General features: G+C 50.0%; 17 protein-coding genes. 9 read left to right on the top strand and 8 right to left on the bottom strand.

What is annotated here, in order from left to right; genetic code table 11:
• Both sufC and sufB read right to left on the bottom strand, forming a co-directional pair.
• On the bottom strand, positions 1–777 hold the full coding sequence (gene sufC, locus ACG2E4_RS08240) for a Fe-S cluster assembly ATPase SufC (protein ID WP_395259779.1): 777 nt from the start codon (positions 775–777) through the stop codon (positions 1–3).
• A gap of 106 nt (positions 778–883) precedes the next feature.
• Positions 884–2,335, bottom strand: a complete 1,452-nt coding sequence (gene sufB, locus ACG2E4_RS08235) for a Fe-S cluster assembly protein SufB (protein WP_395259780.1) — start codon at positions 2,333–2,335, stop codon at positions 884–886.
• 410 nt (positions 2,336–2,745) lie between these two features.
• Between sufB and ACG2E4_RS08230 the strand changes: the two genes are divergently transcribed.
• Positions 2,746–3,675: a hypothetical protein gene (locus ACG2E4_RS08230; RefSeq protein WP_395276239.1), complete on the top strand. Its 930-nt coding sequence runs from the start codon at positions 2,746–2,748 to the stop codon at positions 3,673–3,675.
• A gap of 194 nt (positions 3,676–3,869) precedes the next feature.
• Positions 3,870–4,154 (top strand): RNA recognition motif domain-containing protein, encoded by a 285-nt coding sequence (locus tag ACG2E4_RS08225; protein WP_395259782.1) that lies wholly within the window; start codon positions 3,870–3,872, stop codon positions 4,152–4,154.
• A 47-nt stretch (positions 4,155–4,201) separates the two neighbouring features.
• On the opposite strand, the gene ACG2E4_RS08220 is transcribed toward ACG2E4_RS08225, so the two are convergent.
• Genes ACG2E4_RS08220 through greA form a run of 6 tightly spaced genes read right to left on the bottom strand, consistent with a single transcriptional unit; the run spans position 4,202 to position 10,382 of the window.
• A complete protein-coding gene (locus tag ACG2E4_RS08220; protein WP_395276238.1) occupies positions 4,202–5,059 on the bottom strand; it encodes a hypothetical protein in 858 nt (285 codons plus the stop codon).
• On the bottom strand, positions 5,056–6,831 hold the full coding sequence (locus tag ACG2E4_RS08215) for a caspase family protein (protein ID WP_395259784.1): 1,776 nt from the start codon (positions 6,829–6,831) through the stop codon (positions 5,056–5,058). Before ACG2E4_RS08215 ends, ACG2E4_RS08220 begins: the two co-directional genes overlap by 4 nt.
• A 9-nt stretch (positions 6,832–6,840) precedes the next feature.
• The gene (locus ACG2E4_RS08210) at positions 6,841–8,064 is read right to left on the bottom strand and encodes a hypothetical protein (protein WP_395276237.1); all 1,224 of its coding nucleotides are present in this window, start codon (positions 8,062–8,064) and stop codon (positions 6,841–6,843) included.
• The gene (locus ACG2E4_RS08205) at positions 8,064–8,516 is read right to left on the bottom strand and encodes an NUDIX domain-containing protein (protein ID WP_395259786.1); all 453 of its coding nucleotides are present in this window, start codon (positions 8,514–8,516) and stop codon (positions 8,064–8,066) included. The genes ACG2E4_RS08210 and ACG2E4_RS08205 overlap by 1 nt, the downstream gene beginning before the upstream one ends.
• Positions 8,517–8,528: 12 nt before the next feature.
• The gene (locus tag ACG2E4_RS08200; protein ID WP_395259787.1) at positions 8,529–9,881 is read right to left on the bottom strand and encodes a UDP-glucose dehydrogenase family protein; all 1,353 of its coding nucleotides are present in this window, start codon (positions 9,879–9,881) and stop codon (positions 8,529–8,531) included.
• 3 nt (positions 9,882–9,884) lie between these two features.
• Positions 9,885–10,382, bottom strand: coding sequence for a transcription elongation factor GreA (gene greA, locus ACG2E4_RS08195; protein WP_395259788.1), 498 nt, complete (start codon positions 10,380–10,382; stop codon positions 9,885–9,887).
• Positions 10,383–10,529: 147 nt separating this feature from the next.
• Between greA and ACG2E4_RS08190 the strand changes: the two genes are divergently transcribed.
• The 7 genes from ACG2E4_RS08190 to gcvH all read left to right on the top strand — a co-directional run bounded on the left by ACG2E4_RS08190 (position 10,530) and on the right by gcvH (position 17,801).
• On the top strand, positions 10,530–11,066 hold the full coding sequence (locus ACG2E4_RS08190; RefSeq protein WP_395259789.1) for an RNA methyltransferase: 537 nt from the start codon (positions 10,530–10,532) through the stop codon (positions 11,064–11,066).
• 166 nt (positions 11,067–11,232) lie between these two features.
• Entirely contained in the window at positions 11,233–13,269 is a 2,037-nt protein-coding gene (gene metG / locus ACG2E4_RS08185; RefSeq protein ID WP_395276236.1) for a methionine--tRNA ligase, read from the top strand.
• Between the two features lie 200 nt (positions 13,270–13,469).
• On the top strand, positions 13,470–14,834 hold the full coding sequence (locus tag ACG2E4_RS08180) for a sodium-dependent transporter (protein ID WP_395259791.1): 1,365 nt from the start codon (positions 13,470–13,472) through the stop codon (positions 14,832–14,834).
• Positions 14,835–14,971: 137 nt separating this feature from the next.
• Complete coding sequence (gene efp / locus ACG2E4_RS08175) at positions 14,972–15,547, top strand: elongation factor P (RefSeq protein ID WP_395259792.1); 576 nt, start codon at positions 14,972–14,974, stop codon at positions 15,545–15,547.
• A 9-nt stretch (positions 15,548–15,556) separates the two neighbouring features.
• Complete coding sequence (accB, locus tag ACG2E4_RS08170) at positions 15,557–16,042, top strand: acetyl-CoA carboxylase biotin carboxyl carrier protein (RefSeq protein ID WP_395276235.1); 486 nt, start codon at positions 15,557–15,559, stop codon at positions 16,040–16,042.
• 17 nt (positions 16,043–16,059) lie between these two features.
• Positions 16,060–17,409, top strand: coding sequence for an acetyl-CoA carboxylase biotin carboxylase subunit (gene accC / locus ACG2E4_RS08165; RefSeq protein ID WP_395276234.1), 1,350 nt, complete (start codon positions 16,060–16,062; stop codon positions 17,407–17,409).
• 11 nt (positions 17,410–17,420) lie between these two features.
• Entirely contained in the window at positions 17,421–17,801 is a 381-nt protein-coding gene (gene gcvH / locus ACG2E4_RS08160; protein WP_395259795.1) for a glycine cleavage system protein GcvH, read from the top strand.
• Positions 17,802–17,813 lie beyond the last annotated feature (12 nt).

The raw sequence follows: 17,813 nt of genomic DNA, 5'->3' as shown, positions 1-17,813 counted from the left end.
TTACGATTCTCCATTTACTGCTACAGGTGAATGTTCGGCAACCCAGTCATAGCCCTCTTCTTCGAGCTTCATTGCAAGCTCTTTATCGCCGGACTTGATAATCTTGCCATCCATCATGATGTGTACCCGGTCCGGGACTACATAATTCAGTATACGCTGATAGTGGGTCACGAGCACAAAAGAATTTTCTTCTCCTGAAAGTTCATTAATGCCGTTGGCTACGATTTTCAGGGCGTCTATGTCAAGACCGGAATCTGTTTCATCCAGCAGCGCCAGTTTGGGATTCAACACCGCCATCTGGAAAATTTCATTTCGTTTTTTCTCTCCCCCGGAGAATCCCGCGTTAACGCTTCGTTCCAGGAATTCCGGACTCATTTCAATCAGATCCAGCTTCTCTTTAGCATAATCCTCAAACTGCAGGGGATCCAGCTCCTCCCACCCGCGGTGTTCGGCCATGGTGTTGTACGCCTCGCGGAGCAGGTTGGAATTTGTGACCCCGGGAACTTCCACGGGGTATTGAAATGCGAGGAAGAGTCCCAGGTGAGCCCGTTCGTCAGCTTCCATTTCTAAAATACTTTCACCTTCGAAAAAGATATCACCCTGGGTTACTTCATAAGCCTCATGTCCTGCTACCACTTTTGAAAGCGTACTCTTCCCGCTTCCGTTCGGACCCATAATGGCGTGAATTTCACCTTTTCCAATTGTCAGGTTCACCCCTTTGAGGATCTTTGTTCCATCCTCTTCGGCGATGACATGTAAGTCTTTGATCTCTAGCACGTTATATGTTTCCTTTTAAGTTTGTTATAGTTTAAAATTTCGTAATCGGTCTGATGATTTTCCCTGGCTGGCAATGACAGGTTAACAGCAAAAAGATATGGCTATTTTATCCTACGCTGCCCTCAAGTTTAATACCAAGCAGCTTGTCAGCTTCAACAGCGAACTCCATCGGCAGCTCTTTCAGCACTTCTTTACAAAAGCCGTTTACAATGAGGTTTACCGCGTCGTCTTCATCCATTCCGCGCTGCTGAAGATAAAAGATCTGGTCTTCACCGACGCGGCTGGTCGAGGCCTCGTGTTCCACCTTTGCAGTGGGATTGGCCGACTCAATATACGGGAATGTATGAGCCCCGCAGGTCTGGCCGATCAGCATCGAATCACAGACCGAATAGTTGCGGGCATTTTCAGCACGGGGGCTAATTTTAACCTGCCCGCGATAGCTGTTATTAGACTCTCCGGCAGAAATACCTTTGGAGATAATCGTGCTCTTGGTATTCTTCCCGATATGGATCATCTTGGTCCCGGTATCGGCTTGCTGGCGCTTATTGGTTACGGCGACTGAGAAAAATTCCCCAACAGAGTTGTCTCCGGACAGAATTACACTCGGATACTTCCATGTTATGGCAGAACCGGTCTCAACCTGGGTCCAGGAAATTTTCGAATTGTCCCCGCGGCACTGGCCGCGTTTGGTTACAAAGTTGAATATTCCGCCTTTGCCCTCGTCGTCGCCGGAATACCAGTTTTGAATTGTCGAATACTTGATTTCAGCATTCTCAAGAGCAACCAGCTCAACAACGGCAGCGTGCAACTGATTTTCCTGGTACATCGGGGCGGTGCAGCCTTCCAGGTAGCTAACGTGGCTGTTGTCTTCGCAAATGATCAGCGTCCGCTCAAACTGGCCTGATTGCATGTTGTTTATGCGGAAATAAGTAGAGAGTTCCATCGGGCACACCGTATCTTCCGGAACATACACAAAAGACCCATCCGAAAACACCGCTGAATTTAACGCGGCATAGAAATTATCACCTTTGGGAACCACGGTACCCATATATTTTTTTACAAGCTCGGGATGATCCTGAATAGCCTCGGAGATGGAGCAGAAAATAACTCCTGCTTCAGCCAGTTTTTCCTTGAATGTGGTGAAGATCGACTCACTGTCAAAGACGGCGTCGACCGCAATACCCTGCAGCTGCTTTTGCTCCTGAAGGGGAATACCGAGCTTTTCATACGTTTCAAGGATTTGCGGATCAACATCATCCAGGCTTTCCGGCTTTTTCTTTCCGTCTTTCTTCTTCGTTGAAGAGTAATACTGGATATTATCGAAATCCGGCTTTTTGTACTTCACATTTGGCCAGTCGGGCTCTTCCATCTGCTTCCACTTCTCAAACGCTTCAAGGCGGAATTCAAGCACCCATTCCGGCTCATCTTTTCGGCGTGAAATCTCACGGATAATTTCTTCATTGATGCCCGTGGGGAAATCTTCATATTCCACATCAGTGGTAAAGCCATATTTATACTCACCACCAACCATGGACTCAAGTGCTTCTGTTTCACTCATAAATTTGTCGGTTACTGATTTTCCTTGGTTTCTGTATTCAGTTTGGCAAACAAACGGTTCATGCGATCCGTTCAAACCGTATTTGAATTAAGTCTATATAAACGCTTAAAGATACATAAAATGTTGGGCAACAAAAACTTTAGACGACTACTGTTTCTGCTTTGTTTATGAACTTCCTTGTTCCAATCCAAATATGATAAATTTGATCAGTCCGTACCAATTGAAAGGGTCTATACCAGAGATAAATGATTGTTATGAAAAGAGAGATCTACTGTCTTGCGAGGCAAAAATTCAGGTTCCAAACTGTAAAAACAGGTCGGCGGTAGTTGTGCAAAAATATATATTGTTTAGATTATAAGGGTTTTGAGATATTAACTTGTTCCTGAATCGAAACAAATGATCGGATTACAATGACAAATTATCAAAATTTTCATGCCGCCTATCCGAAAAGCAAGCGGGTAGCTTATACACTTGGTGCGGTCGTCTTTGCCGTATTACTGGCCGGTTTCTGGAACTATCATCTTGTCGATGGCTTTGGCAAAGAGGTTATCGCCGGAAATACGATCGGCGATACCAGCCGGTTGGCAGGAGGCTATGAACAGCATGGCCGTGGTTTTGGGTTCATCTTTGCGGCAATCGCCGGGCTGGCTGCCACGTTTACCGCCTGTAACTGTGTTGTCTTTGCGATGATTCCGGGACTTGCGTGTTCGACCGACGGGAGCGGCACAACATCTGCAATGAAAGCATTTGGCGCCTTTACCGCGGGCGTGCTGGTTATTACCGGGGGATACGGCATTTTTGCAGGATTCCTCGGTGCCGAGGGAGTCGAGGTGCTAAACCAGCGGTCCGTACGCCTGGGGCAGGCACAGGCCGTATTTTCCATGCTGGGTCTAATCATGCTGGTATGGGGCGGGCTGGAACTCGGTTATTTGGACCGGATAAAACAGCGTTTCTCGGCAACAACCCGCGCTTTTTTTAATCAGACCACAACAAAGGCACTGCTTCTTGGTACACTTGTCGGTTTATTTGCCGTTGGGCGGCCTTTCCCGGTGTTCAGGGAATTTCTCACGTATGCCGCCAGCGCTCAGAACCCAATATATGGAGCGGGCGTCATGATGGTACAGGGGCTCGGGCAAATTGCGGTGATGGCCCTCTTGTTCTTTATTATCCTCTGGCTCGGCGGGGATCGCCTTGGAAAAGCAGCGGTTCAAAAGCCGTATCGGTTCCGCCTGATCAGCGGGCTCGCGCTGATCACAGGCGGCACCTATTTTATCTATTACTGGGGTCTCGCATTTATTTTTGATATTGGCCGTTGGGGATTCAAACTCGGCTGGTATTGACAATGATATCAACTCTTATTTTATGGGCCGACGCTCTATTTTTAATTAGGTTCCTGTTATAAAAAGTCGTAGCATAATCCTGAAAGGATTAGGTTCTCGCCGGATGGTTGCCAAGTTGTTTCACTTATTACTGCAGCGACGGTTCTCCCGGCCGTATCCTATGTCTAATATTTGCTAATTTAATATTTCGAAAAATGACCACTATATATGTTGGAAATCTGGACTATGGAGTTTCCAGCGAAGACTTGCAGGAACTGTTTGACGAGTTTGGTTCTGTCGCCTCCGCCAAAGTAATAACCGATCGCGATACCAGACGTTCAAAAGGGTTCGGTTTTGTAGAGATGGAATCGGATGAGGAAGCACAAACGGCTATTCAAGAGCTCGATGGTGCTGAATACGAAGGACGCATGCTTAAAGTAAATGTTGCCCGCCCCCGGGAAGAACGCAACCAGCGCAAGGGAGCGTTCAGGCGGAAGTAATTTCTACGGGCATATCCCATTTTACGGGATATGCCCGTTATTTCCGGTTAAATCAAAAGTAGTATTGCGGCGAGGGCTGCCGCTATACCCCACCACTGAAGCTTTGTGACGGTGTCATCCCAGATCCAAAGTCCCAGCAGCGTACCTCCCGCCACGTTAAGGATATTCACTACGGGATATGCGATCGCACCGTCTATCTGGTGTAGCGCATAGATCAAAAAAACCGTTGAATAAAGGTTTGGAATCCCTATCAGCACACCGGTGACAACCTCTCCCTTTTTTAATGCAGGTCCTTTTTGGACAAACATCAGGATCAACCCCACCAAAAATGCCACGGAAAAGACCATCCCCATAAATGTCAATTCGTTGAATTGCAGACTGAAGTCCTCTTCATACACTTTTAGGGAGGCGTCGGCCAGGCCCGTCAGCAGGAATATGACGATCAGCAGCCAGGCGGCGTCAATTTTCTTAAACCGGATGGTTCGTTTCCGGGGGATCAGCAATCCCAGGGCTACAAATACCAGGATCAGGCCCAGAACCGTTGCCGCGGTAACCGACTCCCTGTACAGCAACACCGAAACCAGTACCGGTACCAGAAGGGATAGTCGCATCGCGGTAACCGAGATTCCGATGCCGTTCAGGTGTATCGATTTACTGTACACCAGGAAGTTGACAATAAAAATACTGCCGGTCGCCACGACAAACAGGAAGCCCGGATTGGTCAACAGTTCCAGATTTGCCTCCAGCGAGGGCAGCCCGCCGATACTGAAAGCGACAAGTGCCGCAACCAGGTAATTGACGGCAAATGTGTTGAGCATCCGTTGGTCTCTGCTCTCCCCGGCTTTCATCAGGTGGACGAGCAGCAGCGAGCAGCCGGCACTTAACAGCAGGTACAGGTAACTCATTCTCCGTCAAGGTTGATCGATTCATCACCAAAAAAAATGGGATCTTCAGGCTCGTCGTGCAGTTTGCGGGCTGTGTAAGAAACATTGCGCTGCAGGTACTCAAATAGATCTGAAATGTTGGTCCTGCGCTGCTGAAGTCCCTTTGCAAAGTAATACGGGAAGATATGGTGCTTTTTATCCTCCTGCCCATTCCCCAGATACAGGTGGGTCGACTGATCCAGCTCTGAAGAAAACAGTATCGCCAGCCTTTCGTTCTCATTGACCAGGGAGATCGCCGCATTTTGAAGCGGTTGCCGGAATCGCGGCAGTGAGCTGCTCCCTTCACCGATTGCTTCTGCCGACTGGCGGAAATCGATATTGTTGATGATAACAGTTGATTGTGAAGGAATGCTGGCAATGGTTTTATACAGGGAAATCAGGTTGATCGCCGTTTGTGCCGTACTGTCTTCAGAAGTCAGCAGCAGCGCGGGTTGATAGTCTCCCTGTGTGTCCTGCAACACGCCATACCCACTCAGGTAGACAAAGATGTTGGAGCTGTCGGTGGCTGTATAACGCATGAGTGCCATGACAGAATCTACCGGCTGCCGGGTCGTCAGATCTTCCATCCGGTAAATGCTGTCGGAGGGATATCCCAGAGCATTCTGCAGGTAGGTTTCGATGAGTTGCAGGTCTCGTCCCGTATACTTTCTGGGCGTATAGTTTCCCCGGTATTCTTCATTACCAACGAGCATACCTATACCGTGCTTATTCGATGCGTTTAATATCGGGATATTCGTTTCCACATCAATTCTACCAAACGGAACCGTGGGAACGGCCACGACCTGGTTCTTTTTGGCAAAATCGGAAGTTCTCCAGACAAGAGACACATCTCCCCTGGCAATGAAATTATCCGAAATGCCGTACAGAACCTTGTACCATTCCCGGCCGGCCTCTTCCACTATTTGAAGCTGACTTCCCTCAATGAGTTCAGCCAACACATTTTCAATGGATTCATCGGGGGCATTTCTTAGTTCTGTCACCGGTGTCTCCACCCTGGCAAACGGCCGGAGGATGGAATCCAGCGGGTATGAAAAAAGGTAGGTGCTGTCGCTGTATCCGACTTCGATATTTACGGGGCCGGGATCCGGATCCGTAATTTCTGCTGCACTTAACACCGAACCGAGATCAACATTTATCTGGCCATTGCTGAGCCCATAACGCTGCTGTTCGGTGATCGCATCCCCGTTGTAATAAATATTGATGGTGGCCGAATCATGTTCGGCGCTGGATACCCGCGCAGTATCGGTTTTGATCTGCCAGCCCGATGTCCGCAGAAAACGCTCCTCTCCCGTGGGGCGGGGTTCCCCATCGGGTTTGAAATTCAGAGTCGAACTCAGCACCAGCAGTCCACCGACAGTATTGAGCGTCACCGTTTCCAGGCGCCCCTCAATGCCGTTAACGGCATTGGAATTGGCCAGGTAAAAAGCGGTAGCCGCCCCCATTACGCCCAGCGAAAAGAAAAAAGGACGAATTTTGTAGTCCTGTACATACCGCTCCATGAGAACTTTTTGTGCAAATTCATACCGCTGTTGGGACATCAGCTGCAGGTGCAGAACAGGATCTTCTGCAGTTGGCGGCTGGGATACCGCAGGAAACTCCCGGGAGGAAAGCAGCGTGTAATCCTCCGGATCGATCGTCTGTGTATCTTTAACCATCCACCGCGGATTGGTGCAGGCTCCCAGTACCAGGACCAGGACCAGGAAAAAGAGGTTATATTGAAATAAACGGTTCAAGCAGTGGTATTAGAATGTAAAAACAGCTCCGATTCCTATGACATGACGAAACGAAAAGTGCGAATTTTCCTGCGGATGCGAAACCCACAACGGGAGATCGTACCGAAGCACCAGGCCCCGCGGGTTGCCAAGATAATCAGGAATATTGAAGGAAAACGTAAAGCCGAGACCTGCATCCGAAAGCACGTGAGACTCTTCAAGGCTTGTCAGTCCCAGTGAAGTACCGGTATCATTAAAGATATACGAACGCAGCCTCATAAAATTACCGATCACCGGAATATTGCGGATTGCCCGGTCGAGCGGGTTGGGATAGTCCAGTTCGATATTGAGTGCTCCCACGGAGGTCAGCAGAGGACTCAGCCCGTTTTCAAGTGCAGAAATATCCTGCTCGCTGTATCCTCTCAAGTTCGCCCCGCCCGCTACCTGGAAGAGACCCGTTGACATCCACGAGGTGGGAATGGTGCCTTTGGCACGAACCAGGCTGTTCTGGTTCCACTGAACGATCGGCCGGAAGCTGCGGCTAAACAGAAACTCCGGTGCGGTCTTTTCGGAAGCCAGCCCTGAAAAAAGGCGTGTATGGAGTCCAAACCCGGACCCCAGCAAAAACTGCTGCTTCAGTTCCACGGCCGCGTAAACAAATGGAGAAGTCTCTCCCGCAATATTTGCCTTAACATCGGCCTTGACTTGATAGCGGCCCAGGACGTTTGCATTGTTCAGTTCAAATCCCAGTGTTCCAAGCCACAGCCATTCCTGCTGCCACGTATGCGGGAAAAGTAGATAGGAATCGTCAAAGCGCTTTTGTGCAGTAATTCCGGCAGAAAACGTTACAAACTGACGCTCGTCAAAACCCGGCTGCCACCGTTTATTAAATTGGATGCCGTGACGCGAAAATCCGGCCCTGATGGAACTGGCAAGCCGTATATTCCCCTCGCTGTTGAACCCCGAGATGGAAGGAATCGGTTCGGTAAATTCAACATTGTAGGATATGGGGTCTTCTGGCCACCACGTTCCGAGCCAGATCCCTGCATTCAACCGGTGGGGGCCATCCTGAAATGTGCCGGGGACCTGGCCTGTCACACGCACTCCTGCGCGAATACCGTCCACGTCATTGTACCAGACATCCGGGTAAGGCAGCAGCTCATAGCTTTTCGTCTCTTGCGCCATGCCCGGAGTGGCAAGAAATAGACCTATAAATATGGCGGCACAACACGTTGCGAGAGGCGGAATTTTCATCAATGAATCGGGATTTCCCAGTCTTCTATTATAGCTTTTGACAACAATATATCATGAATAAACCGTAATATTCTCCGCTGTTCTGGCCAGTAAATATAATGTTCTGCTTTATCAATCGTAATCCATTTATAGCGGGTGTGCTCCTCGTTAAGCCGGATGTCCGGCGCCCGGTTTAATTCTGCTGCAAAAACAGGGATCTGGTGTATCATATCGGTCGAGGGCTCATAAAATTGATTTAACGTTGGAGGTGACCAAAACCGTTCGGGATCTACACTCAGCTCTTCGTTAAGCTCTCGAAGAGCCGCTTGCCAGGCGGTCTCTCCCGGTTTTACTTTGCCGCCGACCATCCGCCACTGCCCGGCATACATTTTGTTTTTCGCGCGTTTTGCTACAAAAAATTGAGGAGTATCCTCTATAAAACGGTAGGGATACAGATCTACCAGCCGCGGCATATTTTTGAAGGATCAGGCGTTGTCGGGTTGCATTTCAGGGACGTTAACCGTTGGGCGACCGATGCTAAAGTATTTGATATCCATATCCTCTATCCGCTTGAGATCGTAAAGGTTACGACCATCAAAGATAACCGCTTCCTTCATCAGTTTCGGGAAATTATCAAACGAAGGTCGCCGGAACTCATTCCATTCGGTGCAGATCACGAGAGCGTCCACTCCCCGCAGCGCGTCTTTTTGATCGTGTACAAAATCGGTGTTCTCCAGCACCTCTTCATCTGCAGCCGCCCTGAAAGTAGCGATCGCCTCGGGGTCATAGGCTTTTAGTTTTGCCCCCCGTTGTACCAGCTCCTTGGTGACATACAGGGCCGGAGCTTCCCTGATATCATCGGTTTCAGGCTTGAAAGAGAGTCCCCAGATACCAAATGTTTTGCCGGTAAAATCATCCGTTCCGAAAAACTTCTCCATTTTGGGGAGCAGGGAGATCTTTTGTGCATCGTTGATCTTCATTACGGAATCGAGAATTTTGAAATCATAGCCGAACTGGGAAGCGGTCTGATGAATCGCCTGCACATCTTTGGGGAAGCAGCTGCCCCCGTACCCGATGCCGGCAAAAAGGAATCGCTTGCCGATACGGGAATCCGTGCCGATACCCCGCCGCACGTGATCGACATTGGCCCCTACCCGCTCACAGATATTGGCAATCTCGTTCATAAACGTAATTTTAGTGGCCAGGAAAGAGTTGGCAGCATATTTCGTGAGCTCCGAACTCCGTTCATCCATAACGATGATCGGGTTGCCGCTGCGCACGAACGGTTCATACAGGAGCTCCATCTTTTCCGCTGCCCGCTTGCTGGAAGTCCCGATAACGACTCGTTCAGGCTTCAAAAAATCCTCAACCGCGGCTCCTTCACGCAAAAATTCGGGGTTGGAGACAACGTCAAAATCGGTGGTCGCGTTGGCCGCAATTCGCCGGCGTACCTGCTCGGCAGTGCCAACCGGCACCGTGCTTTTGTTGACAATGACCTTGTATTCATCAATCAGGTTTCCGAGCTGTTCCGCCACCTTAAGGACGGCACTCAGGTCGGCCTGTCCGTCGGCGCCCGGCGGTGTTGGAAGACACAGGAAAATGAGTTCCGCCTGTTTGACAGAATGCTCCAGGTTAGTTGTAAAATGCAGGCGATCCTCTTTTATCGAGCGGCTGAATAACCGATGCAGTCCGGGTTCATAAATAGGTATTTCCCCCTGCTTCAGGGTTTGGATCTTCTCTTCATCGATATCAACGCATGTAACGTTATTTCCCGAGTCAGCAAAGCAGGTGCCCGAGACAAGTCCTACATAACCGGTACCTATTACGGCAATATCCATCTGTTATCGTTCTATGTTTTTTATTTCCAATTTCAGTGTTCCTGCGGGCACATCCACCTCAACGACCTCGCCTATCTCGCATCCCAGAATCGCCTGGCCGATGGGAGAGTCAACCGAAATCTTGTTTTCCTTGAAATTGGCCTCGTCTTTGGAGACCAGCGTGTACTTAACCTCTTTATCGGTCTTGTGGTTGTGGATTGTTACCGTGGAAAGGAGATAAGCCTTGTCGGTTTTTATTTCATCTTCATCCAGTATCCGAGCATTTGCCAGTGCATTTTCAAGCTCAGAGATCCGCTTCTCAAGCATCCCCTGTGCCTCTTTGGCGGCATCATACTCGGCATTCTCGCTTAAGTCACCCTTCGCACGTGCCTCGGCAATCTCTTCGGCGATCTCTTTCCGCCCACGGGTCTTTAAATCTTTAAGTTCTGCTTCCAGTCTTTCGAAACCTTCTCTGGACAGATAATTCTTATCACTCATGGTGTCGAGGTTCTGCTTTTTCATTCAAAATGTACTTCAAAAAAAGAATGCCAGCCGAAGCTGACATAAATATTTTACGTACTTTCCAGTTTGTTAGGCGCTAAAAATACTATGATATTTGTATTAATGCTAACGATTTTACCTTCGTTACTTTCAAGAAAGTCCATCTGTATGAGTATTAAAAAGCTTACTACGAAACAGATTTTGAAGAACAATCGCTCCCGGTCGGTCCCGGAGCCGATGCAACATCTGAAAATTTTGCTGCATAACCTGCGCAGTATGCACAACGTGGGAGCGGCTTTCCGCAGTGCCGATGCGTTCGGCATTTCAGAGATCCTGATTTCCGGTTTTACGCCTGCCCCGCCCCGGCCGGAAATATCCAAAACGGCGATCGGGGCTGAACAGTTTGTGGACTGGAAGCAATTCGAGGATGCGGAATTCCTTTTTAACCAGCTTCGGGAAGCCGGTTTTCACTTGGTGGGGATCGAACAGACCGACAACAGCATCCACCTGCCCGATTACCAGCCGCCGGAGCAGAAAAAGCTGTGCCTCGTTTTCGGCAATGAGGTAACGGGCATTGATGAGACGATTATGCCCCATATCGATCAATTTGTAGATATACCCCAGTACGGGAACAAGCACTCCCTGAACGTCTCCGTGGCAGTGGGGGTAACGCTGTACGGGTTCCTGCAAAAATCGTGGTCATAATGAGATGTTGCACCCCCTCTTAAAAAAGGACGGAATCAACACCGGGAGTCCGGCCGGTCTGAGCCCGACCCGATTTAAGCGGCGCGAATTTCGGATTTTTAAATTTAAGCTGTTATTTTCGCTCTCAATCTGAACTACCGAATTATTAATCCAACAGTTGACGCGAATGTCGAAAAAGCTTCTTGTAACCTCTGCCCTGCCCTACGCCAACGGTCCTATTCACCTCGGACATATTGCAGGTGCTTATCTTCCCGCCGATCTTTTTGTGAGATACAAGCGCCTTAAAAACGCCGATGTAGTCTATATTTGCGGCTCCGATGAGCATGGAGTGCCTATTACCATTGCCGCAGAAAAAGAAGGCGTTGCCCCGCAGGATATTGTGGACAAATTTCATGAGATGAACAAGCGGGTGTTCGAGAAATTTAAGATTTCGTTCGACTACTACGGACGAACCAGCTCGGATGTGCACCGGGAGACATCCCAGGAGATTTTCAAGAAGTTGTATGAGAAGGGCATCTTCACGAAAAAGGTGGAGGAACAGCTCTATGACGAAGAAGCAGACATGTTCCTGCCCGACCGGTATGTGAAAGGCACCTGCCCCAGTTGTGGCTACGAAGAAGCCTACGGCGACCAGTGCGAACAGTGCGGCACCTCCCTCTCTCCCACTGAACTGATCGACCCGAGAAGTGCATTGACCGGCAACAAGCCGATTACCAAGAAAACCGAACACCTGTACCTGCCGATGGGAGACTACCAGCAGGAGCTGGAGGAATGGCTCGACACCCGCGAAAACTGGAAACCCAACGTAATGGGACAGGTCAAAAGCTGGCTGAACGACGGGCTCAGCGACCGGGCCATGACGCGTGACCTGACCTGGGGCGTTCCGGTTCCGGTGGAAGGATTCGAGGACAAAGTGCTCTACGTATGGTTCGACGCTCCCATCGGCTATATATCCGCCACAAAAGAATGGGCCCGGCAGCAGGGCGATCCGGAACGCTGGAAAGCGTACTGGCAGGATGAGGAGGTTGAACTGGTTCACTTTATCGGGAAAGACAACATCGTATTTCATTGCATCATTTTTCCCATGCTGCTGATGCAACACGGCGATTATGTGCTGCCTGAAAATGTACCGGCCAACGAGTTCCTGAACCTGGAGGGCAAGAAGCTCTCCACCTCCCGCGGGTGGGCGGTTTGGCTGAACGAGTACCTCGAAGAGTTCGAGGCCGACCTCCTGCGGTATGTTCTGGGTACCATCCTGCCTGAAACCAAAGATTCCGACTTTTCCTGGAGCGATTTCCAAACGAAGGTCAACAGTGAGCTTGCCGATGTTCTCGGAAACTTTATCTTCCGAACGACATCCTTTACCTCCAAATATTTTGACGGTACAGTTCCCGCACTGACAGATCCCTCTCCCAAAGACAGGGAAGCCCTAGACCAGATTGAACAGCATAAAAAGAGCATTGCAGAAAAGTATGAGCATTATAAAATCCGTGAAGCGATTGCCGAAACCCTGAACCTGGCGCGCGTGGGGAATAAATATTTTACGGAGATGGAACCGTGGAAAACCCGTAAAGAGGATCCCCGGGCTTGTGCTAATACGTTACACGTCTGTCTTCAGATATCCGCGGCCCTTTCGGTGCTTTTCCACCCGGTTCTGCCCGGCAAGATGGCACAACTCAGAAACCAGCTCGGACTGCCGGAGGATATCGGCTGGGATGCGGTGAACGACCAGTTGATGGAAGTGGGTAAAGCAGTGGAGCAGGGCGAAATCCTGTTCCAGAAAATTGAGGATGAACAGATCGAGCAGCAGCTGCAGAAATTGAAGGATCGCGCTGCAGAGATGTCGGAAGACGGGCAAACGGCGGATTACGAACCGCTTAAGGATGAAATTGAGTTCGATGACTTTACGGCCATCGATATACGGGCGGGCAAGATTGTCGAGGCCCGGCCTATCGAAAAAGCAGACAAGCTGCTTAGGCTGACGGTAGACCTCGGCTTTGAGACGCGAACAATCGTCTCAGGCATTGCTCCCGATTTCGACCCGGAAGAGATCGTGGGACAAAAGGTCTGCGTGGTGGCCAACCTGGCACCCAAAGCCCTGATGGGGGTTGAAAGCAACGGTATGATTTTAATGGCCGAAACGGCCGACGGGAGGCTCCGCTTCGTAGAAACGGATGCCGAACCCGGCAGCCCGATTACCTGACACATTCAACATCCAGACGCCGTTATTAATACGACGGGGTACCGGAAGGGACAATTGGGAGTATCGGTTTCAAAAATGTTCGAGTTTAATTCTTTCTTTAGTCACTTTATAAATGCATTTGGATTTGCCGGTAGTGCCCGGATGCGTTCATAATGTTAAGACACTATTTTAACTGCGACCAAAAATAAGGAGATTTTCATTTGGCTATTTCAGATGCAAGTACCAGGGGGAGTTGGAATTCGAAAATCGGTTTTATCCTTGCCGCTGCGGGATCGGCTGTCGGTTTGGGCAACATATGGCGATTCCCGACCGAAGCGGCCTCGAATGGTGGCGGGGCGTTCCTGATAATCTACCTGATCTGCTGTTTTCTCATTGGGTTCCCGGTTATGATGGCCGAACTTTCTATCGGCCGTCATACCCAGAAAAATCCCGTGGGTGCGTTTAAAGCACTGGGGGGCAGCAACAAATTTTATCCCCTCATTGGCCTGTGGGGAGTGCTTTGCGGCATCATGATACTTTCGTTCTACACCGTGATCGCCGGATGGACGGTGAGCTACGTCTTCGAGGAGATTTTCTTTTTCCTGGGGCTTGTCGACTGGGCCACCTGGGTTGCCGATACCAATAACGGGCTCCTGAACGCGATCTTTTCAACCCTGTTTATGGGTGCCACCATTTCCATCATTGTGGGAGGGGTCAGTGACGGTATCGAGCGGGCCACCAAAACCATGATGCCGCTGTTGATCGGGATCCTGATCATCATGATCGGGTACACCATCACCCAGCCTGGCAGCACGGAGGGGCTGGCCGTATACCTGCAGCCCGACTTTTCGATGATTACCCCGGAACTTATATTCGCGGCCATGGGGCAGGCATTCTTTTCCCTGTCCCTGGGAATGGGTGCGCTAATCACTTACGGTTCCTACCTCAGCAAAAAGGAAAATATTCCCGAAGCCGCGGCACTCGTAACGATAACCGATGTCGGGATCGCCTTCCTGGCCGGGCTTCTCATCCTTCCCGCCATGTACATGGCCCAGACCGCGGGGATCTCCATTTTTGCCGATGACGGCAGCCTGCTGGCCGGCCCGGCACTTATTTTCCAGGTACTGCCGGCTCTCTTTCATGAACTGGGGGGGCTGCTCGGACTTGTTTTCGGCGGCACTTTTTTCCTGCTGCTGAGTGTGGCGGCCCTGACCTCCACTATTTCGCTGCTGGAGGTACCGGTCTCCTTCGCCATTGATGAATACGATGTAAAGCGGAAGACTGCGGCCGTCTACATTGGTCTCGGAATTCTTTTTATCTCGCTGATCATCGGGTTTTACCTGCCGCTGATCGATTTTCTGGACCTTGTATTCAGCCAGATTGGCCTCCCCCTCGGCGGTATCATGATATGCCTGTTCCTGGGATATGTCTGGAAAACGGAAAATGCCTTCAAAGAGTTGAACTCCGGCTACAAGGGGTTCTCAGACACCCTGCTGGGTAAAGCCTGGAAGTTTTTTGTGATGATTATCTGCCCAATCGTTATCCTCTTTAACCTGCTGCGTGCCCTCTTCCCAAATATGTTTTAATCCACGCTTGTTATCCTTAACCGCTCATGCTATTTTTGACCAACTTTAAAAAGTCGTGGTTCCCTCGCTGTAAATCATTTTGCGGTCGATAACCATTGCTCCGAGGCTCACGACAGAAGATTGACAACCAGATATTTATGGCTAAGATAGATACATCTCAATTCAGAACCGGAATGGTCATCGAAGTGGAAAACGAACTCTACTCCATTGTTGATTACCAGCATGTGAAACCGGGCAAAGGCGGTGCGTTTATTCGTACAAAGCTGAAAGGTGTTGTCAATGACAAAACCATTGAAAAGACTTTTCGTTCTGGTGAAAAGCTTCTTGAAATACGTGTGGAACGTCAACCCTACCAGTTCCTCTATTCTGATGGCCCCCTGTTTCATTTTATGCACCAGGAAACGTATGAACAGATCCCGGTAAATAGAGAAAATGTGAAAAAACCGGAATTTTTTGCCGACGGGCAGGAATGCACGCTGGTCATCGACACCGACAACGAAAATGTACTCTACGCTGAACCCCCGGATCATCTGGTCAGTAAAGTGGTGGAAACAACCCCCGGTGTTCGGGGCGATACAGCCCAGGGCGGCAGTAAGCCGGCCACGCTGGAATCGGGAGCAACCGTCAAGGTTCCGCTGTTTATCAATGAGGGCGATGAAATCAAAGTTGATACCCGCACTTCCGAGTATATTGAACGAGCAAAGTCTAACTAATTATTAATCATGGATTTAGATCAAATAAGAAAACTTCTCGATTTAATAGCCGAAAGTGAAGTTAACGAAGTGGCTATTGAAGAAGGTGATTTTAAAATAAAAGTTAAAAAGAAAGGCGACGTGCAACAGGTTTCGGTGCCACAACAAGTATCGCCCCAGGTACAGGCGGCCGTCCAGGCACAGTCTGCTCAATCCTCCGGCCAGCCCCAGCCCGGCCAGCCTGATGCGGCGGCGGAACAGGACTCCGAAAAAGAAGCCGAGGGCGAAGTGGTAAAATCACCCATCGTCGGTACCTTTTACCGGTCACCATCTCCCGACTCCGACCCCTTTGTTCAAGTTGGCAGCTCCGTTGACAAGGGGCAGACCCTCTGTATCGTGGAAGCGATGAAAATCATGAACGAAATTGAGTCGGAATATTCCGGGGAAGTCAAAAAGATACTCGTTGAAGACGGCGAACCGGTAGAATACGACCAACCACTATTTGTCATAGGCTAACAGCAAAATAGTTATCCATGTTTAACAAAATTTTGATCGCCAATCGTGGCGAAATTGCACTTCGTATTATCCGCACCTGCAAAGAGATGGGCATTAACACAGTTGCGGTGTATTCAACGGCCGACCAAGACAGCCTTCACGTAAAATTTGCTGATGAGGCCGTCTGTATAGGTCCCCCGCCCAGTAAAGACAGCTATCTGAAAATTCCAAGTATCCTGGCAGCGGCAGAAATTACCAATGCCGAGGCGATCCATCCCGGCTATGGCTTCCTGTCTGAAAATGCCGAATTTTCAAGGATCTGCTCCGAACACGATCTTAAATTTATCGGTCCTTCTCCAGAGATGATCGCCACCATGGGAGACAAGGCCAAGGCCAAGGAGAAAATGATCAGCAACGGGGTGCCGGTGGTTCCCGGCAGCGAGGGAATCGTAGAAACGCCTGAGGAAGCCCGGCCGATCTGCAAAGAGGTCGGCTACCCGGTTATCCTCAAAGCGGTGGCCGGCGGCGGCGGGCGCGGCATGCGCATTGTTACGGAGGAGTCCAAGCTGCAACAGGCGTTTGACACTTGTCGTAACGAAGCGGAAGCCGCTTTTGGAAATCCGGCCGTATATATTGAAAAATTTGTACAGGATCCCCACCATGTGGAGATACAGATTCTGGGTGATCAGCACGGAAACGCGATCCACCTGGGCGAACGAGACTGTTCGCTGCAACGGCGCCATCAAAAGATACTGGAGGAGTCCCCTTCTCCGCTCATGACACCGGAACTTCGGGAAGAAATGGGAGAAGCGGCCGTCAATGCCGCCCATTCGGTAAGCTATGAAGGAGCGGGAACGGTCGAGTTTTTGGTCGACAAAGACCTCAACTTCTACTTTATGGAGATGAATACCCGGATTCAGGTAGAACACCCGGTGACGGAAGAGATTACAGACTACGATCTGGTGGAAGAGCAAATAAAGGTAGCGGCCGGTGAAAAGCTGGAAGAGCGCTCGCTGACCATGCGGGGACACGCCATTGAATGCCGCATAAATGCCGAGGATCCGGCTCACAATTTCCGTCCAACCGCCGGCACCATCAGCGTATTTCATCCCCCGGGAGGGCACAATGTGCGGCTTGACACCCACGCTTACGCCGGCTACCGCATCCCGCCGCATTACGACTCGATGATCGCCAAACTGATTGTCAGTGCACCCACACGCCGGGACGCCATCAACAAGATGCGCCGCGCGCTGTCAGAATTTGTCGTGGAGGGCGTTAAAACCACCATCCCCTATCACCTGCAACTGATGGATGACCCCAACTTCCAGGCGGGCACATTCAATACCCATTACCTGGAGAAGGAATTTAAATTTAACCCGGAAAATTAACCTTTACTGACATGGACTTTCCCGAGGAGCTAAAATATACCCGAGAACACGAATGGATTCGTGACAATGGCGACGGAACCGCCACGATTGGAATCACCGATTTCGCCCAAAGTGAGCTCGGCGACATTGTTTTTGTTGAGCTGGAACCTGAAGGATTCGAGTTTGAGCAGGAAGAGGTCATCGGAACGGTGGAGGCTGTAAAGACGGTTTCCGAACTTTTTGCCCCTGTCGACGGGACCATTGCCGAGATCAATGCGTCACTGGAAGCGGAGCCGGAGCAGGTCAATGACGACCCCTATGGCAAAGGCTGGATGCTCAAAATTGAGCTGGCGGATGCCTCCCAACTGGATGCACTGATGTCTGCGGATGAATACAGGAAAATCATTATTTAGCAGAGGCCTTTG

Source organism: Halalkalibaculum sp. DA384 (assembly GCF_043951955.1).
Lineage (GTDB): Bacteria > Bacteroidota > Rhodothermia > Balneolales > Balneolaceae > JAMQKA01.
This window is presented reverse-complemented; position numbering and strand designations above follow the sequence as displayed.